Origin of the sequence: Ralstonia mojiangensis, from assembly GCF_023955645.1 — a bacterium.
Classification (GTDB): domain Bacteria; phylum Pseudomonadota; class Gammaproteobacteria; order Burkholderiales; family Burkholderiaceae; genus Ralstonia; species Ralstonia mojiangensis.
This window is the reverse complement of record NZ_JAMXHU010000002.1, coordinates 13,935-38,951: the sequence shown is the minus strand read 5'-3', so window position 1 is coordinate 38,951 and position 25,017 is coordinate 13,935. Positions and strand designations below refer to the sequence as shown.

Genomic DNA, 25,017 nt, shown 5'->3' with positions numbered 1-25,017 from the left:
AGAGTGCTTCATATGGATGCGTTGCCCAGTTGCCGTACGGCAAACCGGTACACCGCATCGGCGTCGTTCAAATCCAGCACAGTCAGGCCTTCCGGGGTTTGCACGGCGTCAGGTGAATCGGTGGCCACCGCCACCACGCCGCCAATCTCCGGCCACAGTGGCGGGCGGCCCAGCGAAGGGCGAAACACTTCGATCTTCGGGAAGGTGCTGCGCTTATAGCCTTCTACGATGACGAGGTCGGTGGCGGGCGAGAGCAACGCCAGCACGTCATCAAGTTCGGGTTCCAAAGCGTTGGCGTATTCGCGCATCAGCACGAGGCGTTCACCGCCCACGAGCACGACTTCGGCGCTGCCGGCTTCGCGCATACGGTATGAATCCTTGCCCGGTGAATCGAGATCGAAGCCGTGATGCGTGTGCTTGATGGCCGCCACGCGCCGTCCGTCGCGCACGAAACGGGCGATGAGCTGCTCGACGAGCGTGGTTTTGCCGCTGCCCGACGTGCCGGTGATGCCCAGTAATGCCTTGCGTGAAGTCATCGCGGCGCGCCCTGGTAAATCCATTGCAGCAGCGCGTCGTGCGCGGCCTGGCCGCCGCTGGAGTTCGGGTGATTGATCATGCTGACCACCACGAAGCGCTGGCCGTCTTCGCCTTCCACGTACCCGGCAATGGCGCGCACATCGTTGAGCGTGCCGGTCTTGATCTCGGCGTTGCCGGCCACCCCGGCACGTGTCAGACGGTTGCGCATGGTGCCGTCCACGCCGACGACGGGCAGCGCATCGCGCAGCACGCCGCCGTTCGGGTTGGCGTCGGCCTGTTGCAGCAGGCGTCCCATGTTGCGTGCGCTGATGCGCTCGATGCGTGACAGGCCCGAGCCGTTCTCCAGCACCAATTCCGGCATCGTCAGGTTCTGTTTGGCGAGCCAGCGGTTGATGACCTCGGTCGATTGCCGCACCGATGCGGGCTTGCGGCCGATTTCCGCGCCGATCGTCAGGAAGAGCTGCCGTGCCATCACGTTGTTCGAATACTTGTCGATGTCATGCACAACCTCCGACAGCGGCGGGCCGTAGTGCGTGGCCAGCAGAATGGCTTGGCGCGGCACCTTGCCCTCGCGCAGGCCCGGCGTGAAGCGCGTCGTGCCGCCGGCTTGCTGCCACAGCGCCAAGAAGCCGCCCCAGATGAAGTCGGCATGCGTAAGTGCGGCGATATTGAAGACGCGTTCGCCGCACGCGGCGGCATAGCGGCCGTCAAAGCTGGCAAGCACATGGCCGTCGGTTTGCGTGGAGATGTTGGCGCCGGAGGTCGTCTTCCAGTCGCCGCAGCCGCCGCGCGTGGTGCGCAACTGGTTGTCGATCTGCAATTGGGCCAGCGGCGGCGATACATCAATGTTGACCGCGCCGTTACCGGCATCCGGCGACAGCGTGAACGTGAGCGTCTTGAATGAATACAGCAGGGCGTCGGGCGCGACGTTGTAGGCGCGCGCGCTGTCGCCGTCCAGCGGCGGGGCTTCTGACAGGCCGCCCTCGAAGTAGGTGCGATCGAGCACGATGTTGCCGGCCAGTTCATCCACGCCGGCGCGGCGCACATCGGTCACCAGCTTGACGAGTTCTTCTGGAATCAGCTTCGGATCGCCCTGGCCGCGCAGGTACAGGTTGCCGTTGAGCGTGCCATTGACGGGCTGGCTGTCGGCATACGCTGTCGTCTTCCAGCGAAAGTCCGGGCCGAGCATGTCCAGCCCTGCGAAGGTGGTCAGCAGCTTCATGGTCGACGCCGGGTTCATTCCGGCGTCTGCATTCCATTGCAGGATGGGCGTGGCGGTGCCGGTGCGGATCACAAATACGCTTACCGCATCCAGCGGGATGTGTGCGCGCGCAAAGGCCAGTGCCACGTTGGCGGGCAATCCGGCGGGGTTGTGCGCGGCCTGGCGAGCTTGCGCGGCGGTGGCGCGCGGCGCCGCCGCCGCGTGAGCCTTGGCCTTCTTGGCGTGGGCCAGCGGCGAGGCCGCAATGGTCAAAAGCGCGGCGCAGGCAAGCGCACTGCGCGACAGATTCAGCAAACGGGTCGGACGAATTCGGGCCATCGGGCGGGCAGGGTGGGGGGCGTAGACAAGTGCGCCAAGTGCAGACGCAGGCATGTTAACGCAGCGGCCCCGCACTTCGGCCGACAAGCAATGGGCCGTTCACCGCCCAATTCTTTGAGAATCGCCAGTGTGTGACGGTTCAGTCATTGGCGGCGATGCGCTTGCGCATGTCAGCCGTGACGGATTGGCGCGTGCCGGCGTAGTCCGCCCATGGGTCGTCCTTGAGCTTGGCCAGCCGCTCCGGCAGCGTGCGCAGCGTCCACTGGGCAGACGATTGCAGTGCCTCCAGCTCTTCATGGCGGATCGGCACCGACACCGGCAACCCCGTCCGCGCACGCACCGAATATGCCGCCACCGTGCTCGCGCCGCGGTTGTTGCGCAGATAGTCGATGAAGATCTTTCCCACCCGGTTCTGCGGGCCCATCTTGGCGACAAAGCGGTCAGGAAAAGTCGCGGCCATGTGCTGCACCACGGCTTGCGCGAAGGCTTTGAGCGTGTCCCAGCCGGAGGTTTCGCGGCGCGTAAGCGGCACCACCACGTGCATGCCGTGCCCGCCGCTGGTTTTCAGGAACGCCTTCAGGCCGAGTTCATCGAGCAGCGCGAGCGTGAGCTGCGTGGCCTCGATCACGCGCGCGAAGGGCAGCGCCGGGTCGGGGTCGATATCGAAGACGATGCGATCGGGCTGTTCGATGCGGTCGGCCAGTGCATTCCACGTGTGGAATTCCACCGTGCCCATCTGCACCGCACCGACCAGGGCTTCCGCCGAGTTGATCGCCAGCAGCGACGGATGCCCCGGGTCAAGCGATGGGTCCAACTGCGTGATGCCCTGCAGCTTGAGTGCGGCGGAATGCTTCTGGAAGAAGCGCTCGCCGTCGATGCCATCGGGCGCTCGTACCAGCGACGTCGGCCGGTTGTGCAGATGCGGCAGCATCCATTCGGCCACGCTTGCGTAATAGCGCGCCAGGTCGGCCTTAGTGGTGCCGCTGGCTTTCTCGATTACGCGATCCGGATGCGTGACATCCACACCCGCGATGCGTTTGGCACCGGGGCGCACCTTGCGTTCAGGGGCATTCACGGCGCGGGTCTCCTTGCGGGTGGCGGCACTGGGCGGTTTGGCTTTTTCACGCACGATGTTGCGCGCTGGTTTGTCGTCGCGCAAACCTTGAAACACCGCCTGCCGTACGATGCCTTCGCGCGTCCATTCGGCAAAGGCGATTTCCGCCACGCGCTCGGGTTTCACCCATTGCACGTCACGCGCATCGCTGCCGGTGGGCGGGTCGGCGAAGGGCGGCGTGTCGACGGCCAGACCGGTCAGCTCGTGATGCAAAGCGTGCAGACTCGTCTCGTTGAACCCGGTGCCGACGCGGCCCGCATAGCGCAGCGTGCCTGCGTCGTCATACACACCGAGCAGCAGGGCGCCAAAGCCGCTGCGGCTGCCCTTGGGCGCGCTGTAACCGCCGATCACGAATTCCTGCCGCTGCCCACATTTGAGCTTGATCCATGCGGGGCTTCGGCCGGCGCGGTACGGCGCATCGGCGCGCTTGCCGATCACGCCTTCGAGCGACATGCTGCACGCCGAAGACAGCAAGTCTTCGGGCGCCGCGTTGAATGTGCCTGAGAACAGCACCGCATCGCGGTCGAGATCGCCCGGGGCCGCATCGAGAATGCGTTGCAGCAGCGCGCGCCGCTCACGTAACGGTACCCCGCGCAAGTCCATACCGTTGCAGAACGGGATGTCGAAGAGGTAATAGGCAATGTGTTCGGCGTGCGCCGTTTCGAAGGCGTTCTGCAGCGCTTGGAAGTCGGGCACGCCACGTTCGCCCATCACCACGACTTCGCCATCGAGCCACGCCTCATGCAGGCCCAGCGCATGCAGCGTGCGCGCTTGGCGCGGTAGCTTGGCTGTCCAGTCCCGGCCGTTGCGGCTGAACAGGCGCACGGTGCTGCCCTCGATGCGCGCAAGGATGCGGTAGCCGTCGAATTTCACTTCGTAGTCCCACTCGCCCTGCGCAGGTGGCCCATCGACCAGCGTGGCGAGCTGCGGCTCCAGCGTTCTGGGCAGCGTTCCGGGCACGGCGCCGGAGGGCGGCTGGACTTGCGCCGGGTCGGCACGCTCGGTCTTGCCGCCATCGGCCTTGGCCTTTCCTTTGGCCTTGGGTTTTGCGCCAACGTTCTCTCCGGTGATCACGCTGGCGGGCAGTGCCTGTGTCACGTCGTAATCGCTGGAAGCGCGCACCTGGTCGTCCCGTTCCTTGATCAGCAGCCACTGCTCCTTCGGATGCTTACCCGTGCCATGCAAGTGCGTGCGCACCAGCGCCCACGCGCCGTGCAGCTTCTCGCCGTCGAGATCGAATTTGAGCTTGCCGTCTCGGTACGCCTTGCGCGGATCGCCATGCGGATGCCACGTGCCGCGGTCCCACACGATCACGTCGCCACCGCCGTATTGGCCTTCGGGGATATGGCCTTCGAAATCTGCGTAGTCCAACGGATGGTCTTCAACATGCACGGCGAGACGCTTGTCGGCCGGGTCCAGGCTCGGGCCTTTCGGGACGGCCCAACTCTTGAGCGTGCCGTCGAGTTCAAGCCGGAAGTCGTAGTGCAGCCGCGTGGCGTCGTGCTTCTGAATCACGAAGTGCAGGGCGCCATCGTCATGTCGCTCATCGGCTTTGCGGCGTGCGCCCGCGGGTTCCTGTGTCTGCGTGAAATCGCGCTTGCGGCGGTAGTCGGCGAGATGGCGTGGCATGGCGTCGGCTCCGTCCTGTTATGCGCGCTTGCGTGTGGCGGTCTTGCGCGCTGTCTTGGCCGCGGCCTTGCGCGGTGCACGCTTGCGCGGGGCAGGTTCGTCTTCCGCCTCGTCGTCGTTTGACGCCCCTTTGCCCTTGCCGCGCTTGGCAAGGCTTTGGCGCAGCAGGTCGGTCAGGTCGATCACGTTGCCGGAGCGCGGTGCAGCGGTTTCGGCCTCCATCGGCTCGACGGACTCCGTGCGGCCTTCGCGCACCTTCCGGTCGACCAGCGCGAGAATGTCTTCGCGGAAAGTGTCGTTGTACTCGGCAGGGTCCCACTTACCGCTCATGTCGTCGATCAGCTTTTCGGCCATGTCGATTTCCTTGGCCGTGAGCTTGGCAGCCTTGGCACCTTCCTCCGGCACGTCGAGTTCGGACCAGTCGCGCACCTCGTTGGACCAGCGCAGCGTATGCAGCACAAGCACGGGCCCCATCGGGATCAACGCGGCCAGATGCTGCTTGGTGTGCAGCACCACGTTGGCGACGCCAATCTTTTGCGAGCGCGTCAACGCTTCGCGCAGCAGTGCATAGACTTTTTCACCCCGCCGGTCCGGCGCGAGAAAGTAGGGCGTATCGAGATAAAGAAACGGAATCTCGGCCGCATCAACGAAGGTCAGCAGATCCACCGTTTGCGTCGAAACCGGGTTGGCCGCGCGGATGTCCTCATCGGTGAGGATCACGTAGCGGTCTTTCTCGTAGGCGTAGCCGCGCACGATCTGCTCGCGCGGCACCTCTTTGCCGGTGGTTTTGTTGATGCGCTTGTAGCCGACGCGGTCCATCGTGCGGCGGTCGAGCCAGTCGAAATCGAGATCGTCGCTGCGGGTGGCCGGATACAGCGCAACGGGAATGTGGACAAGGCCGAAGCTCACGGCGCCCTTCCAGATCACGCGGGGCATGGCAGGTCTCCCGATGCGGTGGATTCGAGCGTGGTGACGCAAGCCGCATACCTGCCTGGTGCGGGGCGGCGTCATACGCTCATCAGCCCGGCGCGGTAGCATGGTGCCTTTGCGGCGCAGCCCGTTTGCGCCGCGCGTTTCTCCCAGCTGTTCTTCATGTCTTCCGAATACGTCCAATCTACCGGCGCGTTGCAGCCCCGCCGGCTTCCCCTGTCGGCCCGCGCGGCGACGATGGCTCTCTTTTTCGCCAACGGTGCAACGTTTGCGACCTGGGGCATTCACATTCCTACGGTGAAGGCGCGGTTCGGCTTGTCCGAGGCGTCGCTGTCGCTGGCGATGTTCATGGTGGCCGCCGGTGCCATCGTCGCGATGAAGTTTGCGGGCAAGTGGGCGGCACGCGTCGGAACCCGCCGCGCGAGCGTGCAGGGCGGCGTGGCATTTGGTGCCATGACCGCGCTCATCATGCTGATGCCGAGCTACCCCGCGCTGCTGGCCGTGCTGGTGCTGTTCGGCATCACCAACGCGGGTTTCGACGTGGCCATGAATGCGCAGGCCGCCACCGTGGAGGCCAACCACCACAAGCCGATCATCTCGTCGCTGCACGGCATGTTCAGCCTGGGCGGCATGGCAGGCGCAGCGGTGGGTGGCGTGCTGCTGGAACTGGGCGTGCCACCGGCCGTGCATTGCGGCGGCATGGCGCTCGTCACCATGGCGGCTGCCTTGTGTGCCGGCCCCTTCATGCTGCCCGACCACGTGCACGCAGAAGGCGAACCTGCACATCCGACTACGGGCCGCACGCTGTTCCTGCTCGGTGTGCTGGCCTTCCTGGGGCTGGTAGGCGAAGGCGCGATGTACGACTGGACGACCGTGTACATGCGCGAGATTGCGCAATCGCCCGAAGCCGTTGCCAGCGCGGGTTATGCAGCGTTTTCAGGTGGGATGGCGCTTGCGCGTTTCGGTGGCGATTTCGCACGCGGGCGCTGGGGCAATATGCGCGTGCTCGGCGGCAGTGGCGTGCTGGCAACGGGCGGAATCCTGCTTGCTCTGCTGTGGCCGGCGCCGATTGCTGTCCTGACAGGTTTTGCGCTGATGGGCGTGGGCGCCGCCAACATGGTGCCGATCTTCTTTATCACCGCGTCGCGCCTGCCGGGTGTGCCGGCAGCCGAAGGCATTGCTGCCGTGGCGCGCTTTGCCTACGTGGGCTTGCTGATCGGCCCGGTCATCATCGGGTTGATTGCGCATCGCTCCGACCTGCGCTGGGGGCTGTCGGTGGTGGCGCTCACCATGGCGTTGATTGCCGTGATGGGCCCGCGTGCGATCCGCCAGCCGGAACGCCGTTGATCGGCCTGAACTTAAGCTCGCAACTGCCCAAAAAATATGCAGTTTCTGTGCGTTGACTTTCCTGTGCGCTTGCCATAGCTTACGACGAGGAGAGGGGGTTTCCCGGCGCCGGCGCCAACATGGCAGTTGCGCATGACATCGGGATGCGTTCAAAACGAGGCTGCACCATTTGATTTGATCAGCCCAAACGACCCATAGGAAAGGAGCTTCAGATGCCGTACAAACGTCTTACCCTCGTGACAGCGGTAGCTGTCGTAGCAGCCATCGGCACCGTAGCCCACGCGCAGACTGACCAGAAGAAGTTCGACCCCTATAGCCAAGGCGCAAAAGTCGGCGACAAGTTCGATCCGTACCAGCAGGGTGCGAAGGCCGGCGACAAGTTCGACCCGTATTCGCAAGGCGCCAACAAGAACGACAGCACCGCCAGCGCGCTCAACCCTGGCGCCCAGCCGGCCAATGTCGAGAAGGGCAAGTACGACACGTACACCCAAGGCGCGAAGGCCGGTGAGAAGTTCGACCCGTATAGCCAGGGCGCCAAGGCCGGCGGCAAGTTTGACCCGTACAGCGAGGGCGCCAACAAGAAGGACGCGCCCAAGCAGTAAGCCCGTGCCGATCGGGTTCATGAAGACGCTGATGCATCGCCCGATGCATCGGCGTTTTTCTTTATGGAGCGCCACCGCCGCCGTGGCGGCGATTGCGTGGGCGTTGCCTGCGCAGGCAGCGGGGCTATGCTCCGCGCCGTGGGTGCACGACGGCAGCCGCGTCCGCCTGGACGGCAACGGCAAGACGCCGATGATCGTCGAGTTCACCCTGCACGACGTCAATCGCGACATGCAGGACGGCTGCGAAATCGGTCTGCACATCTACGCCAAATCGGGCCTCGTGGCGCTGGGCGGCCGCCCCATCGAGACGGTGCAGGAGCACCAGCTATTGGTGGACGAGGCTGGTGTGGTCACGCGCATTGTCAGCATCAACGGTCGCGTGTTTGCGCAAAGCGAACATGCCGATTTGATCGGCACCGTGAGCACGGCCATTTCCGGCATGTTCCTGTACGGCGCCGGCCTGGCGCCCGAAGCCCAGATGCTGCCCGGCGATACGTACGAATCGAGTTTCGATTTCGATGTGGTGTCGCCGCGCCTGGGGATCTCCGTCGGGCGCATGCGGGCCGAGCGCGCCAAGGTGGAGGTGTCGGAGCGCGAGGTCGGGCCGCCGCAGCCGATGAACACCGTGGTCGGCGAGTTACAGTGCCGGCCGATCCGCTACACGCGCACGGCGCGCCTCGGTGTGCTGCGGCTGGGTAATGAAACGCTCGAGCCCGACCCCACCGTTGCGCACATCACCGATTGGTATTGCCCAGAAGCGGCCGTCGTGATGCGCCAGGAGGTTGAGCAACACGGCCAGACGCAAGTGATCGACGTGGTCGAACTCAAGCGCTGAGCGCGCCCTGCGCAGCGTCGAAGTCTTCGATGCTCCCATCAAACCGGTACACACGTGCCACCGTGAACGGCGCTTCCGGCGCGGGCTGCGAGAACAACGCGATGTGATCGATGGGCATGGCGGCTGGCAGCACCACGCGCGTGGCTTCCAATGCGCGATAACACGCAAGCTGCTCGGCATGGTCGAGCCGGTCGGTCAGCGTGATGTGGAACGTGAACGTACCAAACACATACGGATAGCCCCAGCGCTGCAGATGGCGCTCTTGCGCATCGGACAGGCCCGCACGACGACGGCGCGCTAGTTCAGTGGGCGGAGGCGGCGCGCGAAAGGCATCGAACTCGGCGACGCACGCATCGGCGAACTGATGGAGCGTGTCACGCGCTGGGTCGCCATGACGCAGCCGCCAAGCGAGAAAGCCGCGCAGCGTCTGCAAGGCCGGCTCGATCACGAAGGCTTGTTGCTGCTGTGCGAAGCGGCGCAGCGCGGCGTCCAGTTCATTGACGGTGCGATCGCTTGCCAGGCGGAACGGCGGCTTGAACGTGGCGTGCAGGCCGTATTGGCGCGGCGCTTCCGTCCAGCTGTCGAGTGTGGCGAGGTCGACGCCGGCTTCGCGGACAAACGCCTCGCGCTCATCGGCAGCGATGGCGGTGTCGGAGCGGGCGCAGCGGCCGAGCCAGCGCGTGCCCAGTCCGTACCAGGGCTCGGGCGGCAGCAGGTAGAGCGCATACCGCCAGGCTGACGGTAAAGGTGCCAGCGCTTGCTCCATGGCGTGGTTCAGCCGATCAGCGGCAACTGCCCGGCGGCATGGCGCAGCCGTCCGCCCACCACGGCCGCCACCACACGCGGCAGGCCCGGGCGGCGATCATCCACCACGATGGCATCGGCGCGCAGGCCAGTCGCCAGCACGCCGCGATCCGCCAGCCCCGCGGCTTCTGCCGGGTTGGCCGCCACCAGCGCCCAGGCCTCCGCCAGCGGCGCCACGCCGCGCTCGGCCAGCTTGAACGGCGCGGCCAGCAGCGCGGGGTAGTAATAGTCGGATGCCAGCACGGTGCCCAGCCCCGCGGCCACCATGGCCGCCGCATTCGGTGCGCCGTTGTGGCTGCCGCCGCGCACCACGTTGGGCGCGCCGAAGACGATATGTCCGCCATGCGCGCGCGCCGCCTGCGCAACCTCCTCGGTCAACGGAAATTCGGTGACGGTGCAGCCGTGCGCATGGAAGGTGTTGCGCGTGGCAATGTCGGGTTCGTCGTGTGAAGCCATGCAGATGCCGCGTTGCTGCGCTGCCCGCGCGAGCGTGCCAGTCACTTCGGCGAGCCGCGTGGCGTTGACTGCGGCGGCATGCAGCCGGGCGAGGAACGTGTCGATGTCGCACTCGGCTCGATCGGCGTATTGTGCGAGCTTGCGTGCGTCGCCCAGCTTGTCGCGCATTCCCGGCAGGTGATCGTTGAACGACAGGAAGTGCACGCGGCCGGCCTCCATCCAGGCCAGCGCGTCGGCAACGCCATCGGCGTGGTGCAGTTCGAAGCGCAGGTGCATCAAATGCTGGGCCCCCAGATGCGGGCGCATGGCGTCGAGGGTGTCCAGCATGCGCAGGGCGTAGGCGCGGCCACGCAAACCACCCTCCCAGGAATACGTCACGCCGTGGAATTCGGTGGTGATGCCACTGGCAAGTAATTGGCCGTCAACGTCGGCCAGCGCGGTTTCATAGGGAAAGGCCACGCCGGGGCGGGGCATGACGGCGCGTTCGAAGGCATCGCCGTGCAGGTCGACGATCCCGGGCAGCACGAGCAGGTCGCCGCAGTCGATCATGCCGCGCGTCGGGTTGGCGTCACAGCTGGCGATCTGCCCGTCGCGAAATTGCACGGCAGCTTCCGCCAGCCCGTTGGCCAGCAGGGTACGTCGCGAAAACAGGCCAGCTACGTGGCCGACGGAAGACGAAAACGATTGCATAAGGCAAAGGTGCGAACAGTTGCGCAAGAAGCCGTGCGGGCATTGTGCCGCAACTGGCGTGCCGCTTAACCGCACATCCGCCATTTGCCCCACCCTGAAGTGGGGAAAGGCAGCCAAACGCCTTAACTTTCCCGACACGTTGGTCGATATCTTGAAAAACAACCCAGATATGGACGCCACCTCTGCTGAGCGGCCTGACCGTCCCGAACCGGATGTGATCGACCAGGACAGCCCCAGGCCGTTGCCGCTCGCTGATGACCGTTACGAGGCGCTCGTCCGGCAAATGCCGGACGCGTTGTACATCGTGGCGGACGACATTATCGTTTTCGTCAACGAGGCGGGCGTTCGGCTGTTTGGGGCGGAGACGGCCCGCGACATCGTCGGTCGCGAACTGGATGAGTTCGTTCACGACAATTCGACGCACCTTGCCCGGCAACGCCGCGAGTGGATGGTCGCGCACGGCGCCGGCCTGCCGCCTGTTGAACAGACCTTGCTGCGTTGCGATGGCACGCCCGTGGAAGTCGAGGTGCTTTCCGCGCCGGTGCAGCTTGGCTGGCGCACCGCCATCCAGGTGGTGGCCCGCGACATCACCCAGCGCAAGCAGGCCGAACAGGCCCTGCGCGAATCCGAAGCCAACTACCGGGCACTGGCCGCTGAAACCGCGCGCGCCAAGGAATTGCTGCGCTGCGAAAAAACCGTGCTTGAACTCAGCTCGCGCAACGTGCCGCTGCCTGACCTGCTTGCCGAGGTATGCCGGCTGGTGGAGGCGCTGCTCGATGACGGCGCGATGTGTTCTGTGTTGCTGAGCAGCGATGGCGAGCACATCACACAAGCCATAGCACCGTCGCTGCCTTTCCTGCTCTCGCAGTTGCTGGTCGGGATCGCGATTGGTCCTTCGGTCGGTTCGTGCGGCACGGCCATGTTCCTGAACAAGACCGTGGTGGTGGAAGACATCGACGCCGATCCGCTCTGGGATGGCTACCGCGACATCGTTGCGCCGCTGGGCCTGCGCGCCTGCTGGTCCACGCCCATCCGCGGCGACAACGCGCAGATGATCGGCGCGATGGGCATCTACTACGACACCCCGCGTGCGCCCACGCGCGACGCCATGGGGCTGCTCGATGGCATTACCGACATCATCGGCGTGGCGGTGCAGAAAGCACATATCGCGCGCGATCTGCAGGAGAGCGAAGAACGCTACCGCCTGGCCGTCGACAACCTGACCGAAGGCATCGTTGTGCAGGCGGCCGACGGCACCATCCTCGCGTGCAACCCGAGCGCGCGACGCATTCTCCGGGCGGGCAACCTGTCGCCAGTGGGCACCAGCCACCTGGCGCTGATGCGCCGCTCGTTGCGCGAAGACGGCAGCGAGATCCCGCTCAATGAGCGCCCCACGCGCGTGGTCTTGACCACCGGCCGGCCGCTGCTCGGCTTGACCGTCGGCCTGGAACTGGTGGACGGCGACATTGTGTGGGTGCACGAAAACGTGCTGCCCATCGTGCGCCCCGGCGACGATGCCCCCTCGGCCGTGCTCATCTCGTTCAACGATATCGGGCCCGCGCGCGCGGCCCAGCAGCAGCTCACTTTCCTCGCGCAGCGTGATGCGCTCACCGGCTTGTACAACCGCGCCTATTTCTCTCAGCGCATGCAGGCAGTGATGGAGCAGGCCGCCAGCGAGCCCAGCGAGGCACGCCAGGTCGCCGTGCTGTTCCTCGATCTGGACGGCTTCAAGAAGGTGAACGACACAGCCGGCCACGAAGCCGGTGACCACTTGCTGCGCATCGTCGCGCAACGCCTGTCGGCCTGCGTGCGCCAGAGCGATACGTTGGCGCGCCTGGGCGGCGATGAGTTTGTCGTGCTGCTCGACAACGTGCGCTCGTTGGGTGAGGCGGAGCGCTTGGCCAAACGCATCGTCCATTCGATCGCGCAGCCGTTTTCGACGAGTGGCACGGAGTATTACCTGGGCGCCTCGATCGGCATCGCGGTGTACCCGGAGCACGGCAACGATGCCGCCACGCTGCTGCGTTGCGCGGATGCTGCCATGTACAACGCCAAGCAGAACGGCCGCAACCAGCATCGCGTGTACACCGCGCGCCTGTCGCAGCGTGCGCAACGGCGCTTCCAGTTGGAATACCACCTGCGCCGCGCGCTGTCAGCAGGCGAGCTGTCGCTGCGCTTCCAGCCGATCGTCGATGCCACGTCGATGGACATCGTCGGCGCTGAAGTGCTGCTGCGCTGGCACAGCACCGAACTGGGCGAGGTGTCGCCCGCCGAGTTCATTCCCGTGGCGGAAGACGCCGGGCTCATCGGCGACATCGGCGAATGGGTACTGGCGCAGGCGTGCCGTCAGGCCGCGCATTGGCGTGCCACCTGCATGCCGGATTTCTTTGTCGCCGTGAACCTGTCGCCCCGCCAGTTTGGCGAAGGGCTGGTGCCGACCATCTCGCGCTGCCTGACCGAGGCCGGCTTGCCCGCCTGCGCGCTGGAGATGGAGATCACCGAAGGCCTGCTCATGCGCGACACCGCCGCCGTGATGCCGATGCTGGACGCGCTCACGGCGCTGGGCATTCGCATCTCGATCGACGATTTCGGCACAGGGTATTCGTCGCTGTCGTATCTGCAGCGCTTCCCGATCGACAACCTGAAGGTGGATCGCTCGTTCGTCTCGGGCATTCCGCGCCATCGCGATTCGGTGGTGATTTCGCGCGCCATCGTCGCCATGGCCGCATCGCTCGACATGACGGTCACCGCCGAGGGTGTCGAGACGCTGGAGCAGGCCGAGTTCCTGCAAGCCGCCGGGTGCGACAAGTTGCAGGGCTTCCTGTTCGGCCCTCCGATGACGGCTGCCGCCTACGAGGCGCGGCTGCGTCGCACCCGCTCGGCACAGGCTTAGTGCTGCGCAAGGCGCATGTAATGCCCGCGTAAGCCGGTGCAGGTAGCGTCGCTCAAGCGCGCACCGCTCGCGCCGATACTCCCCGTAGAGGGTTTGCTTCGCCATCAGCGCGAGCGCACAAACAACAACGACATCTGGAGACAACCGCACGTGAAGCCATTCGCCTGGGCCCGCGGCCCGAAAGCCTCTCCCGACCTTGTAGCCCGGATTGCCGAAGAGGCCGGCCGCGTAGGCATGGGCATCTGCGAAGTCTCCGGCAACGTGGAAGACGTGGCCGTGCGCCTGCGCCGGCAGGCCGACGTGTTCGACCAATTGCGCAACGCCGCCGATGTGACCATGCGCGGCAACCACGACATCGCGGTGGCCGCGCGGCATGCGCGCGAAGTCGCCTCGCATGCCAGCGAGGAGGTGAGCGGCTCGCGCGCAACGGTCGATGCATCGCTGCGCGACATTCGCGAGCTGGCCGTTGGCGTGGCGAGCATGGAGCAGCAGATTGCTGCGCTGCGTGAGGCGCTGGTCCAGGTGGCGCAGGCATCCGAGCAGATTTCGCAGATTGCCAGGCAGACCAATCTGCTGGCGATCAACGCCGCCATTGAAGCTGCGCGCGCGGGCGAATCGGGCCGCAGCTTTGCCGTCGTTGCGGGGGCGGTGAAGCAGCTCGCCGGGCAGACTGCCGAAGCCACGCAGCGTATCGAAACCACCTTGGCGGATTTGTCCGGCCAGACCGACAAGCTGATCGGCGACAGCAGCGCGAACGTGGCACGCGCCCAGCGTGTGGATACCGGCACGCAGGCGATTGGCGCGGTGATTGGCGTGGCGGGCGAGGCCATCGCGCGCTTTGATGTCGAGGCGACGAGCATTGCGGAATCCACCGCCGCCATCGAAGGCGAATGCGCGTCGCTCGCGCGTGAAGTGGATGCGATGGCCGAGGGTGTGAAGCAATCGAGCCACAACATCGACAACGCACAGCGGCAGCTTTCGGGCTTGCTGGGGGCGTCGGAAACGTTGATCCGGTTGACGGCTTCAACGGGCGTGCAGAGCGCCGATACGCCGTTTATCGAAGCGGTGCAGGCCGCGGCCGGCAAGATCAGTGCGTTGTTTGAATCGGCCCTGGCGCGGGGTGATATCAGCGAAGGCGATTTGTTCGACCGCGCTTATGCGCCGGTGCCGAATACCGATCCGCCGCAGCATATGACGCGGTTTACGGCGTTCACTGATCGTGTATTGCCTGCGGTGCAGGAGCCGTTGCTACAGCTGGATCCGCGCGTGGTGTTTTGTGCGGCGGTGGACACCAACGGCTATCTGCCGACGCACAACCTGAAGTTCTCGCAGCCGCAGGGCAGCGATCCGGCCTGGAACGCTGCCAACAGCCGTAACCGCCGGCTGTTCACCGATCGCACGGGGCTGGGGGCCGCGCGCAATACCGAGGCATTTTTGTTGCAGACCTATCGTCGCGACATGGGCAACGGGACGTTTGCGATGATGAAGGATGTGTCGGCGCCGATTTACGTCAAGGGCCGCCACTGGGGTGGTGTTCGGATGGGCTACAAGGTGGCTGGTTAAGGTCCGTAACGCCGGGGTTGGGGTTTAGAACTTCGCTGATGGGGTTCCGAACGGCAATGCTGAGGTTTGGAACTGCATTCGTGGGGTTCAGAACAGCATGTGTGGGGTTCGGATCTTGCGGGCTTGGCGTTTGGAACGCCGTGAATGGGGTTTGGGACTGCTTTGGGCGGGTTCGGAACCTCATTGATGGGGTTCGGGACTGCTTTGATGCGGTTCGGAACGTCTAGGGGTGGGGTTTGGAACTTCGTGGGTGGGGTTTGGGACCTTGCTGCCGGGCTTTTTGTTGGTGGTGTATCCCTTATTTCGTCCCCTGCCGGGGCCGACTTACTTTCTTTGTCTTGCCAAAGAAAGGTAAGCAAAGAAAAGCGCGCCCGAGATGGCGAACCACTCCTTGAATTTCTGTAACCGGGCGGAGAAGGAGGCAAACTCGCTGCGCTCAGACAGGCCTCCTTCTTTTTTCCGCCCGCTTACAGAAATTCAAGGCGCCATCTAGGGCAGGAACGTCAACGGCCAAACCATCGTGAGGCGTGCGGTTGCGCCACGATGGTTTGTTTGCTGTTGGGCTTTAGTGTTTGCGGGTGCCTAGGATGACCAGCACGGCGGCGCCCAGCTCCAGCGCGGCTACGAAGTAGAGGCCGGCGGAGAGGTGGCCTGTGCTCGTTTTCAGCCAGCCGATCATGTACGGCGCGACGAAGCCGGCCAGGTTGCCGATGGAGTTGATGAGGGCGATGCCGCCTGCGGCTGCTGTGCCGGCCAGGAACACGGCCGGGATGGACCAGAACACCGGGAACGCGGCAAGGATGCCGACGGCGGCGACCGTCAGCGAGATCAGTGCGAGCACCGGCGAGCCCAACATCGCGCCAGTTGCCACCAGACCGGCGGCTGCGATAACGGCTGCAATGGCGCAGTGCATGCGGCGTTCGCCCGTGCGATCGGAATGCGCGCCGTTCCACACCATCGCAATCGTGCCGGCGATGAACGGAATGGCCGAGATCAGGCCGATGTGGAAATTGCCCTGTACGCCCAGCTCCTTGATGATCGACGGCGTCCAGAAGGCAATGGTGGCGTTGCCGCTGACCACGCAGAAGTAGATGGCTGCGCAGATCCACACGCGAGCATTGGCCAGTGCCGCACCAAACGAGGCATGCTTGGCAGGGTCGCGGTTCTCCACTTCAACGGCGCGCACCACGGCATCTTGTTCTGCAGCGGAAAGCCACTTGGCCTGGCGAGGCGTTTCGGGCAGCCACGCAAGCACGGCAAAGCCGGCGAGCACCGACGGAATGCCCTCGAGCAGGAACAGCCATTGCCAGTTGGCGAGGTGGCCCACGCCTTCCATGCGGCTCATGATGAAACCGGCAATCGGGCCGCCCACGACGCCCGCAATCGCAAACGAGGTCATGAACAGGCCGTTGATGCGCGCGCGGTGTGCCGAAGGAAACCAGTACGTCAGATACAGCACCACGCCGGGGAAGAAACCTGCCTCAAAGATGCCCAGCAGAAAGCGCATCACGTAGAACGAGGTCGGCGTCTTCACGTAGATCATCGCCATCGAGGCCAGGCCCCACAGGATGGTGATGCGCGCCAGCGTCTTGCGTGCGCCGATCTTTTCCAGCAGCAGGTTGCTCGGCACTTCAAACAGGAAGTAGCCGATGAAGAAAATGCCGGCGCCCAAGCCGTACACCGCTTCGCTGAACTGCAGGTCCTGCAGCATCGACAACTTGGCGAAGCCGACGTTGACGCGGTCGATCCACGCGAGGATGAACAGCACCACCAGGAACGGCACCAGGCGGCACGCAATGCGGCGGTAGGTGACATCCAGGTCGGCGCTGGGGAGTGGGCGGCTGGCCGGGTCTGTTGGGGTGGCCGCCAGGGCTTGGGTTTGCGACATGGTTTCCTCCAATAGCGTGTGAGGGCGCCGGCGCTTCGTGTGCTGCTGTGTTGCACGAAACGCAGGCATGAGTTGGGCCCGGCGCGTCTGCAGCGCACCTTTTGACTTGGCTTGGGAAACCGCCTGCGCGGCCCGGGCGCAGGCGGGGAATGTTCTGGCTAGTCGATCAACGCCGCAGGGCAGCCTCCACCGCCCGGCCAACGCGCAGGATGCGCGCGTCGTCGTTGGCGAGACCGCAGAGCGACAGTCCGACCGGCAGTTCGCCGGCGGCGTGTACGGGCAGCGTCAGCGCGCAGCCATCCAGAAAATTGATCACGCTTGGATTGCGCAGCGTGAGTGCGTTGACGCGGAAGAACGCAGCGTCGTCCGCTTCGAGCGGTGCGACTTCGGGCGGCACGATGGCCACCGTCGGCATCAGCCATGCATCGAGGTTGCCCAAGCGCTTGTGTGCGGCGGCAATCATGCGCACGCGTGCGTTGATCACGTCGATGTATGCGGCTGCGCTCATCTGTTCACCACGGCGAATACGCGTGGCGACGCGCGGGTCGTACTGCGCTTCTGCACGCGCGAGCAGCGAGCGATGCCATGCCCAGGATTCCGCCGCCGAGAAGCCGCCGCCGCTGTTGATCTCGGGCAGTTGCAGCAACTCGGGAAACTCAAAACGCACGATGTGTGCACCGGCACGTTCGAGCTGTTCAACAGCGCGGTTGAATGCGACGGCGACCGTGTTGTCGAGATCCGCGCCGACAAAATCCTGTGTGATGCCAAAACGCAACCCAGCCAGCGGCACGGCGGTAGTGTCGAACGCATCGTTGCCCGACTCGCCGCTCAGCACGGCATCGACGATGGCGCAGCAGTCGACCGAATTGGCGAGCGGGCCGCCGGAATCGAGCGACGTGGATAGCGGCACGGCACCTGTCATCGGCACGCGGCGCGCGGTAGGTTTGAAGCCCGTCAGATTGCAGAACGCCGACGGAATGCGGATCGAGCCGCCGGTGTCCGTGCCCAGTGCCGCCACAGCCATGCCACCCGCAACAGTGACGGCGCCGCCCGACGTGGAGCCGCCCGCCGCGCGCGCACCATCCGCCGGCGTGCGCGGTGTGCCGTAGTGCGGGTTCAGGCCCAGACCGGAGAACGCGAATTCGCTCATGTTGGTGCGGCCGAGCAGCACGGCTCCGGCTGCACGCAGGCGCGCCACGGCAGCCGCATCGGCAGTGGCGCAAGGCTGATCGGCCAGGGCGCGCGAACCAGCTGCCGTCACCTGGCCGGCCACGTCAAACAGATCCTTGATCGACACCGGCAACCCCGCCAGCAGCGAGGGCACGTTGCCTGCCGCACGCGCGGCATCGGCGGCGCGGGCCATGGCCAGCGCGGCTTGCTCGTCGATGCTTACGTAGGCGGCACCGCCAGCGGCGCGGTGCGCTGCGGCGTGCTCCAGGGCGGCCTCTGTTAGCGCGACGCTGGTGGTGCGGCCGGCGGCCAGGTCAGCGGCCAGTGAGCGGATCATGTTCGGGCGGGGCGTCATCATGCGGTGATCTCCGTTGGGTGGTGCGCTTCAGCCTTCAACAGGCAGCGTGTCAACAGCATAGCGATGGCGCAGCTCGGTGCCCGACACCGGATCGATCAATGCCATGTCGAAGGCCTCGCCAAAACCGAGTTCGCCGATGATGGGCTGCGTGCCGCAGAACATGGCGGTGCCCACCGGCAGCGTGTCGTTGCCGGTGTAGCGGCGGATAAGGTCGCGTGGGTCGAGCATGCGCGTGACGCCGCCTTCCTGGTACAGCGCGGTCTGGCCGTCGCGCGTGCGCCACGTCTTCATCTGCAGGCTGTCCCAATGATCGGCCAGCGCTTCGAAGCGCCACACATCCCGGCTCACGGGCTTGGCGCACATCTGCTTGGAGACCGTCACGCCATAGGCTTCGACCTTGCGGTCGGTGTGGTCCGAGCCAATGCCGACCAGCAGGCCCATCGGCGTGGAATACAGCACGAACTCCGCCTCGCCGGACGAATCGGCGCCGGGAATCTCCACGGATGCGTCGGTCGTCAGCAGCGAGGCCGACACGCGGTAGAAGCAGGGCACGCGCGCCGGACGCGCCACGCCGATCGCTTCAAGCTCGGCGATGTGGTGTTCAACGGCTTCGGCATCGCGGCCGGTCCAGCCGGCAATGACAAGGTGGTCCACGGTCACGTCGATGGGGCCGTGGCCAATCAGGTTCAGGTGCAGCGTGGTCATGCGGAATCCGGAAGAGGCGGGAAAAACAAACGGGGGGAAATCGGGGTCAGAGCGTGCGGATGATCGTGCGGCGGAACTCGTCGATGTGCTCGCGAATGGCTTCACGCGCTGCGGGCACGTCGCGGCGCTCCAGCGCATCGAGCACGGCGAGGTGCTCGTCGTACACGTTCTGCAGGTGTTGTGGCTCCGACAGCGAGAGGAACCAGAAGCGCGCTTGCTTCTCGTGCAGACCGCGCAGCAGTTCGGCCAGCACGCGGTTGCGCGAGGCAGCGGAAATGGCGAGGTGGAACTTGAGGTCCAGCGCGGCCAGGGCGGCAATGTCGCGGTGCTCGATCAGCGCGGGCGATGCATCGACGATGGCGCGCATGGCTTCGAAATCCGCCGGGTGGGCGCGCTCGGCGGCCAGCGTTACGCACAGGATCTCGTTGGTGGCGCGCACCTCGATCATGTCGAGCACGTCGTTGAGCGACAGCGGCGTCACCAGCACGCCCTTGCGCGGCAGGATCTGCACCAGCCCTTCCACCTCCAGGCGATGCAGCGCCTGGTGGATCGGCGTGCGGCCCAGACCCAGAATCGTGCCGAGCTGCGCTTCGTTGAGCGGCTCGCCGGGGCGGAATTCGCACGCCATGATGCGGCGCTTGATCTCGTTGTAGGCGAGTTCACGCATGGCGGCGCCCTTGGGCGCATGCGCGTCGGGTTCCACGGCAAACGGTGCAGATGCAGATGCAGATGCAGATGCGAGTTTGGCAGACCCGGAAACCAGCTTGATCGGACGCGACATCGCGGCGGCCTCGAATTTCGTAAAAGTCGAGTGATGGTATTGTGATATCTCACATAGCGTCAAGCGAACAACGCGCCGCATTCAGCTGCGTTCGTCTAGGTATTTGCCCTGATATGTCGCTGGCAGGAGGCCGTTGAGATTCGTTATAGACTGCAACAAATTTCAGGGAGACAGCCATGAAGATCGCCATCATCGGGGCGGGCATTGGTGGCCTGACGCTCGCGTTGATGGCGGAGCGGCAAGGTTTCGAGGTGGAGGTGTGGGAGGCCGCGCAGACGTTGCGGCCCCTGGGCGTTGGCATCAACCTCCTGCCGCACGCCGCGCGCCAGTTGTGCGAACTGGGGCTGGAAGACACGCTGAGTGCGCTGGCGATTCGTACGTCTGCACTGGCTTATTACAACCGGTTCGGCCAGCCGATCTGGCACGAGCCGCGCGGGCTGGCCGCGGGCTACGACTGGCCGCAGTTCTCCATTCATCGTGGCGAATTCCAGATGGCGCTGGCCGATGCCGTGACCGAGCGGCTCGGCGCGGGGTGCATCCGCCTCGGGCACAGCTTCGAGGCGGTTCAATCGACGGGGGAGAAGGGCGGCCCCGTGCGCTTTACGCTGCGCGATCGCGCCAACGACGCCGTTGTCGAATCCTCGGCCGAGGTGCTGGTCGGCGCGGATGGCATCCACTCTGCCGTGCGCAGGCACTTTTACCCGAGCGGCGATGCGCCGCGTTTTGCGGGCCGCATGCTGTGGCGTGCAGTGACTGAAGCCGAGCCGTATCTCGATGGCCGCACCATGTTCATGGCGGGCCATCAAGACCAGAAGTTCGTCGCCTATCCGATCTCCGAACCGCTGCGCCAGCAGGGCCGCTCGCGCATCAACTGGATTGCCGAGCTGCGCGTGCCCGACGAGGCACCCCCGCGCAGCGACTGGAACCGCGAGGTCGACCGCGCGATCTTCCGCAGCGCCTTCTCCGACTGGAAATGGAGTTGGATCGACATCCCGGCTTTGATCGACGGAGCGCAGGCCGTGTACGAATTTCCGCTCGTCGATAAAGACCCGCTGCCACGCTGGACCTTCGGCCGCGCTACGCTGCTGGGCGATGCGGCACACCCGATGTATCCGATCGGCTCGAATGGAAGCGCGCAGGCGATTCTCGATGCGCGCGCGTTGGTCGATTGCCTGCTTGCCACGCGCGACACGGGCGTGGCTCTGCGCGAGTACGAGGCCGATCGTCTGCCGCGCACGGCTGGCATCGTGCTGCGCAATCGCCTCAATGGTCCGGAGCAGGTCATGCAACTCGCGCATGAGCGCGCGCCCCAAGGCTTCGCGCGCATCGAAGACGTGATCCCGCGCACCGAGCTGGAAGGGATTGCGATGCGCTACAAAAAGCTGGCCGGCTTCGATCCGCAATCGCTGCGCGATCAACCACCCATGCCACGCCGCGCCTGAAACACCGAGCCGTTCAAACGCCAGAAAAAATGAGGGGACCCATGACCATCCGCCGCACCATCTGCGCCGCTGCTGCGCTGTTGCTCGCCACCGCTGCCCATGCCGAAATCGTCGTTGGCGTGAGCCTGTCGACGACCGGGCCGTCGGCATCGCTCGGCATCACGCAGAAGAACTCGCTGGCGTTCTATCCGGATTCCATCGGCGGAGAAAAGCTGCGCCTCGTGGTCGCGGATGACGCCTCAGACCCGAGCACCGGCACGCGCCTGGCGCGCAAGCTCGTGACGGAAGACCATGTCGACATCATCGTTGGCTCGTCGGCGGTGGCACCGTCGATTGCGATTGCCGAAGTCGCCACCGAATCGCACACGCCGCAACTGGCGTTGGCGCCGGTCGAGCTGAAGCCGGGCAAGGGCGATTGGACTTACCGGCTTGCGCAGCCCATCTCGCTGATGGCCGAGGCGATTGCCGCGCGCATGGCGGCGTCCGGCATCAAGAACGCCGGCTTCATCGGCTTTGCTGATGCGTACGGCGAGAGCTGGCTGAAGGACTTCACCGCTGCCGCCACGCCGCGCGGCATCAAGATCGTCGACGTGGAACGCTATGCCCGCGCAGACACCAGCGTGACGGGGCAGGTCGCTAAGCTGGTGAGCATCAAGCCCGATGCGATCCTGGTGGCCGGTGCAGGCACTGGCGCTGCGCTGCCCCACACCGCATTGCGTGATCGCGGTTATGCGGGGCCGATCTATCAGACGCACGGCGCAGCCACGAAAGACCTGATCCGCATCGGCGGCAAGGCGGTCGACGGAGCCATCCTGCCGGCAGGCCCGGTGATCGTGGCCGAGCAGTTGCCCGACAGCCACCCCAGCAAGAAGGCCGCGCTTGAATACGTGACGCGCTATGAAAAGGCCAACGGACCCGACACGCGCACCCAGTTCGGCGCCCACACCTGGGATGCGCTGCAGGTGCTCCAGCGCATCGTTCCGGTGGCCCTGAAGAAGGCGAAGCCGGGCACGTCGGAGTTCCGCCAGGCGCTGAAGAGCGCGCTGGAATCGGAGCACGACATCGTCGTTTCGCATGGCGTGCTCAACTACACGGCTACGGATCATTTCGGCTTTGACGCCCGCGGCCGCGTGTTGCTGACCATCGACCACGGCAAATGGAAATTGTTGAACTGAAACGCGCGCGGGTGCGTGGCCGGCGGGCGCATCGCCGACGATAATCGAGGGGTCTTTCCCCATCGACGCCGCCATGCCGCGCACCCCCAAAGCAGACGACCTGTATCCCGCCGTGGCCCCTTCGGGTCACTTCAACCCGCATCTGGCGGACGTGGAGTATGGCGCGCTGGATGGCCTCGTCGGCTATGCCGTGCGCCGCGCACAACTGCATATCTACGAAGATTTCGTGCGCTCGCTGCACGCGTGGAACATCACGCCGCCGCGCTTCTCGGCCATGACCGTAATCGCGCACAACCCCAACCTCAAGCTGACCGAACTGGCCAACATCCTGGGCGTGGCGCGCTCCGGCGCGGTGCTGCTGGTCGACACGCTGGAAGACATGGGCATGGTTGAGCGCCAGCCCTCGCCCAAGGACAAGCGCGCGTTCCGGCTTGTGCTGACCGCCAAAGGGGCGACCACTCTCGACGAAATCACCCGCGCTGTTACCGCACACGACGCCCGCGTGACGGCGCATCTTTCAAAAGATGAACGGCACACGCTGCTGGCACTGCTCAACAAGCTGGCATCGGGGCCGGATTCCGCTTCCTGATCTGCAGCCTGCCCGTGCAAATGACAAGCGGCCCGAACGTGGGCCGCTTTGCTTTGGTGCGAGCGCTTCAGCGCTTGTTTGCGTCGATGGCCTTCTGCCAGAGGTCCTTGTCTGGCGGATACAGCGAATCGAAGTATTCGCGCAGCGTGCAGATTTCCTGGACGATCTCGAACGGAAATCCCTGGCGGCCACCCCGATCGTCAATCTGCAGGCTATTCAGGTAGCGCCGGCAGCCGATGAAATCGGCCCACTTGGCGGCAATCGTGTTGATGATGCGCGGAAATTTCCGGCCGAGTTCGATCGGCCGCACCGGGTCAGGCAAGGACGCGAGCCACCGGATGGCGTCGCGGTTGAGCGCGAAGTCATCGGCATTCTGCTGCTTGCGTTGAGAGGTGGGATCTTGAGTCATGTCGGATGCGCATCCTTGAAGTCTAGTGTACCCCTCCCGCGCCGGCCTGCCAGCCCGACAGGCGAGGGTCTTGACGCATCACCTGTTTGATTCGACCGCCGCCACAGCCGGTGTTCCGGTGTTTGCTTGCCAAGGCTGCGGTATGCCGCGCGCCGCCCAATCCACATTCGCCTCAAGTTTTGCTCAGGCTTGCCGATAAGCCAAGCGCGGTTTGGCGCGCTGAAGGACCAGAGCATCCACCAGCTTAAAACGCCTAGACTGCGAAACACGAGCCAGTGTCGGCTGGCACGCCGCTCCCCTAATTCAATCAAAAAACCGGACTTCGAGCCGAGGTAGGCAGGGTATGAAGCGAATCGATGCGAGCCAATTGCGTGTCGGCATGTTTGTGATGAAGCTGGGCGGTTCCTGGCTCAAGCATCCGTTCTGGCGTGCGCAATTCCAGTTGTCGCACCAGGGCCAGATTGACGACATCCGCAAGGCGGGTATCACCGAGATCTGGATCGACCCCGAGCGCGGCGAAGACGTCATGTCAGAGACGCTGATGCCTGCACCGGCGCCGGCACCCGCGCCCGAGCCGCTCACGCGGGAGACCGTGGCCGCGCGGCCGCCGATCACGCCAACGTCGCTCAAGGAAGAGTGGAAGCACGCCCAGCAGCTGATGCAGAACGGCAAGGCGACGCTTGGTCACATGTTTTCCGAAGCCCGCATGGGCCGTGCGCTGGAAACCGAAAAGGCGCTGCTGCTGGTGGACGACGTGTCGAACTCGCTGGCACGCAATTCCTATGCGCTGATTGCGCTGGCGCGGCTGAAAAACAAGGACGACTACACCTATCTGCATTCGTTTGCCGTTTGCGCGCTGATGGTGGCGCTGGCCAAGACGCTGGGCTTGCCTGAAGACGAGATCCGCGAATGCGGGCTGGGCGGGCTGGTGCACGACATCGGCAAATCGGCCATGCCGCGCACGCTGCTCGATAAGAGCACCGCGCTGACCAAGGACGAACTGGCGCTGCTGCAGACCCACGCCGTGGGCGGCCATCACCTGCTGCAGGGTACCGGCCAGTTCAGCGAGATTGCCCGCGAAATCTGCCTGCACCATCACGAGCGCATCGACGGCAGCGGTTACCCTGACGCCCAGAAGGCTGAGGCTATTAGCCTGTGGGCCAAGATGGGCGCCATCTGCGACGTGTACGACACGCTCACGTCGAGCAGCCCGTACCACCATGCGTGGTCGCCCGCGCAGGCGCTGAAATACATGATGGCGCGCACCGACACGCAGTTCGATCGCACGGTATTCCAGGCTTTCACGCGCAGCGTGGGCATCTACCCGGTCGGCACGCTGGTCAAACTGCGTACCAACCGATTGGGCGTGGTGGTTCACCAGAACGAGGCGTCTGCGCTCAAGCCGGACGTGGTCGTTTTCTATTCGGGCAACACCAAGACACGCGTGCGCCCGGAGCGCATCAGCCTGGGCAAGTCCGACGATTCCATCGTCACCGTGGAAGACGCCACCACCTGGGGTTTGTCGGACGAGGAAGTCTCCGACATGTGCCTGGTCTGAGC

General features: G+C 65.1%; 20 protein-coding genes. 9 read left to right on the top strand and 11 right to left on the bottom strand.

All coding sequences use genetic code 11. From position 1 onward, the window contains the following. Positions 1–8: 8 nt before the first annotated feature. The 4 genes from mobB to ku all read right to left on the bottom strand — a co-directional run bounded on the left by mobB (position 9) and on the right by ku (position 5,756). Positions 9–536: a molybdopterin-guanine dinucleotide biosynthesis protein B gene (gene mobB, locus NG898_RS06860; protein WP_252691658.1), complete on the bottom strand. Its 528-nt coding sequence runs from the start codon at positions 534–536 to the stop codon at positions 9–11. Beyond that, positions 533–2,077: a D-alanyl-D-alanine carboxypeptidase/D-alanyl-D-alanine endopeptidase gene (gene dacB / locus NG898_RS06855; RefSeq protein WP_252691657.1), complete on the bottom strand. Its 1,545-nt coding sequence runs from the start codon at positions 2,075–2,077 to the stop codon at positions 533–535. The genes mobB and dacB overlap by 4 nt, the downstream gene beginning before the upstream one ends. Before the next feature lie 139 nt (positions 2,078–2,216). Next, a complete protein-coding gene (ligD, locus tag NG898_RS06850; RefSeq protein ID WP_252691656.1) occupies positions 2,217–4,820 on the bottom strand; it encodes a DNA ligase D in 2,604 nt (867 codons plus the stop codon). 18 nt (positions 4,821–4,838) lie between these two features. Beyond that, on the bottom strand, positions 4,839–5,756 hold the full coding sequence (gene ku / locus NG898_RS06845) for a non-homologous end joining protein Ku (protein ID WP_252691655.1): 918 nt from the start codon (positions 5,754–5,756) through the stop codon (positions 4,839–4,841). Between the two features lie 156 nt (positions 5,757–5,912). Here ku and NG898_RS06840 point away from each other — a divergent pair, with 156 nt between their 5' ends. The 3 genes from NG898_RS06840 (at position 5,913) to NG898_RS06830 (ending at position 8,534) form a co-directional block, all read left to right on the top strand. Further along, the gene (locus NG898_RS06840) at positions 5,913–7,097 is read left to right on the top strand and encodes an MFS transporter (protein WP_252691654.1); all 1,185 of its coding nucleotides are present in this window, start codon (positions 5,913–5,915) and stop codon (positions 7,095–7,097) included. A gap of 212 nt (positions 7,098–7,309) precedes the next feature. Further along, the gene (locus NG898_RS06835; protein WP_252691653.1) at positions 7,310–7,699 is read left to right on the top strand and encodes a hypothetical protein; all 390 of its coding nucleotides are present in this window, start codon (positions 7,310–7,312) and stop codon (positions 7,697–7,699) included. Between the two features lie 19 nt (positions 7,700–7,718). Then, positions 7,719–8,534 (top strand): hypothetical protein, encoded by an 816-nt coding sequence (locus tag NG898_RS06830; RefSeq protein ID WP_252691652.1) that lies wholly within the window; start codon positions 7,719–7,721, stop codon positions 8,532–8,534. Here the strand turns inward: NG898_RS06830 and NG898_RS06825 are convergent. Both NG898_RS06825 and NG898_RS06820 read right to left on the bottom strand, forming a co-directional pair. Beyond that, a complete protein-coding gene (locus NG898_RS06825) occupies positions 8,524–9,300 on the bottom strand; it encodes a DUF1045 domain-containing protein (RefSeq protein ID WP_252691651.1) in 777 nt (258 codons plus the stop codon). The two genes, NG898_RS06830 and NG898_RS06825, sit on opposite strands and share 11 nt — an antisense overlap. An 8-nt stretch (positions 9,301–9,308) precedes the next feature. Further along, positions 9,309–10,484 (bottom strand): alpha-D-ribose 1-methylphosphonate 5-triphosphate diphosphatase, encoded by a 1,176-nt coding sequence (locus NG898_RS06820; protein ID WP_252691650.1) that lies wholly within the window; start codon positions 10,482–10,484, stop codon positions 9,309–9,311. Between the two features lie 169 nt (positions 10,485–10,653). On the opposite strand from NG898_RS06820, the gene NG898_RS06815 reads away from it, so the two are divergent. Both NG898_RS06815 and NG898_RS06810 read left to right on the top strand, forming a co-directional pair. Beyond that, positions 10,654–13,377, top strand: a complete 2,724-nt coding sequence (locus NG898_RS06815; RefSeq protein ID WP_252691649.1) for a sensor domain-containing protein — start codon at positions 10,654–10,656, stop codon at positions 13,375–13,377. A 150-nt stretch (positions 13,378–13,527) separates the two neighbouring features. Further along, complete coding sequence (locus tag NG898_RS06810; RefSeq protein ID WP_252691648.1) at positions 13,528–14,940, top strand: methyl-accepting chemotaxis protein; 1,413 nt, start codon at positions 13,528–13,530, stop codon at positions 14,938–14,940. Positions 14,941–15,505: 565 nt separating this feature from the next. Here the strand turns inward: NG898_RS06810 and NG898_RS06805 are convergent. From NG898_RS06805 to NG898_RS06790, 4 genes are all read right to left on the bottom strand, one after another. Next, positions 15,506–16,828: an MFS transporter gene (locus NG898_RS06805; RefSeq protein WP_252691647.1), complete on the bottom strand. Its 1,323-nt coding sequence runs from the start codon at positions 16,826–16,828 to the stop codon at positions 15,506–15,508. A 166-nt stretch (positions 16,829–16,994) separates the two neighbouring features. Beyond that, positions 16,995–18,356 carry an amidase gene (locus NG898_RS06800; RefSeq protein ID WP_252691646.1) on the bottom strand — a complete coding sequence of 454 codons (1,362 nt, stop codon included), beginning with the start codon at positions 18,354–18,356 and terminating at the stop codon, positions 16,995–16,997. A 27-nt stretch (positions 18,357–18,383) separates the two neighbouring features. After that, a complete protein-coding gene (locus NG898_RS06795) occupies positions 18,384–19,061 on the bottom strand; it encodes a DUF2848 domain-containing protein (protein ID WP_252691645.1) in 678 nt (225 codons plus the stop codon). Positions 19,062–19,107: 46 nt separating this feature from the next. Then, the gene (locus NG898_RS06790) at positions 19,108–19,842 is read right to left on the bottom strand and encodes a GntR family transcriptional regulator (protein WP_252691644.1); all 735 of its coding nucleotides are present in this window, start codon (positions 19,840–19,842) and stop codon (positions 19,108–19,110) included. Between the two features lie 176 nt (positions 19,843–20,018). On the opposite strand from NG898_RS06790, the gene NG898_RS06785 reads away from it, so the two are divergent. The 3 genes from NG898_RS06785 to NG898_RS06775 all read left to right on the top strand — a co-directional run bounded on the left by NG898_RS06785 (position 20,019) and on the right by NG898_RS06775 (position 23,048). Continuing rightward, positions 20,019–21,284, top strand: a complete 1,266-nt coding sequence (locus NG898_RS06785) for a flavin-dependent oxidoreductase (protein ID WP_252691643.1) — start codon at positions 20,019–20,021, stop codon at positions 21,282–21,284. A 41-nt stretch (positions 21,285–21,325) separates the two neighbouring features. Next, positions 21,326–22,459, top strand: a complete 1,134-nt coding sequence (locus NG898_RS06780) for an ABC transporter substrate-binding protein (protein WP_252691642.1) — start codon at positions 21,326–21,328, stop codon at positions 22,457–22,459. 73 nt (positions 22,460–22,532) lie between these two features. After that, positions 22,533–23,048 (top strand): MarR family winged helix-turn-helix transcriptional regulator, encoded by a 516-nt coding sequence (locus NG898_RS06775; RefSeq protein ID WP_092973072.1) that lies wholly within the window; start codon positions 22,533–22,535, stop codon positions 23,046–23,048. A gap of 67 nt (positions 23,049–23,115) precedes the next feature. Here the strand turns inward: NG898_RS06775 and NG898_RS06770 are convergent, their stop codons facing one another. Then, the gene (locus tag NG898_RS06770) at positions 23,116–23,457 is read right to left on the bottom strand and encodes a hypothetical protein (protein ID WP_252691641.1); all 342 of its coding nucleotides are present in this window, start codon (positions 23,455–23,457) and stop codon (positions 23,116–23,118) included. A 343-nt stretch (positions 23,458–23,800) separates the two neighbouring features. Between NG898_RS06770 and NG898_RS06765 the strand changes: the two genes are divergently transcribed. Beyond that, entirely contained in the window at positions 23,801–25,015 is a 1,215-nt protein-coding gene (locus NG898_RS06765; RefSeq protein ID WP_092973070.1) for a cyclic di-GMP phosphodiesterase, read from the top strand. Positions 25,016–25,017: the final 2 nt, after the last annotated feature.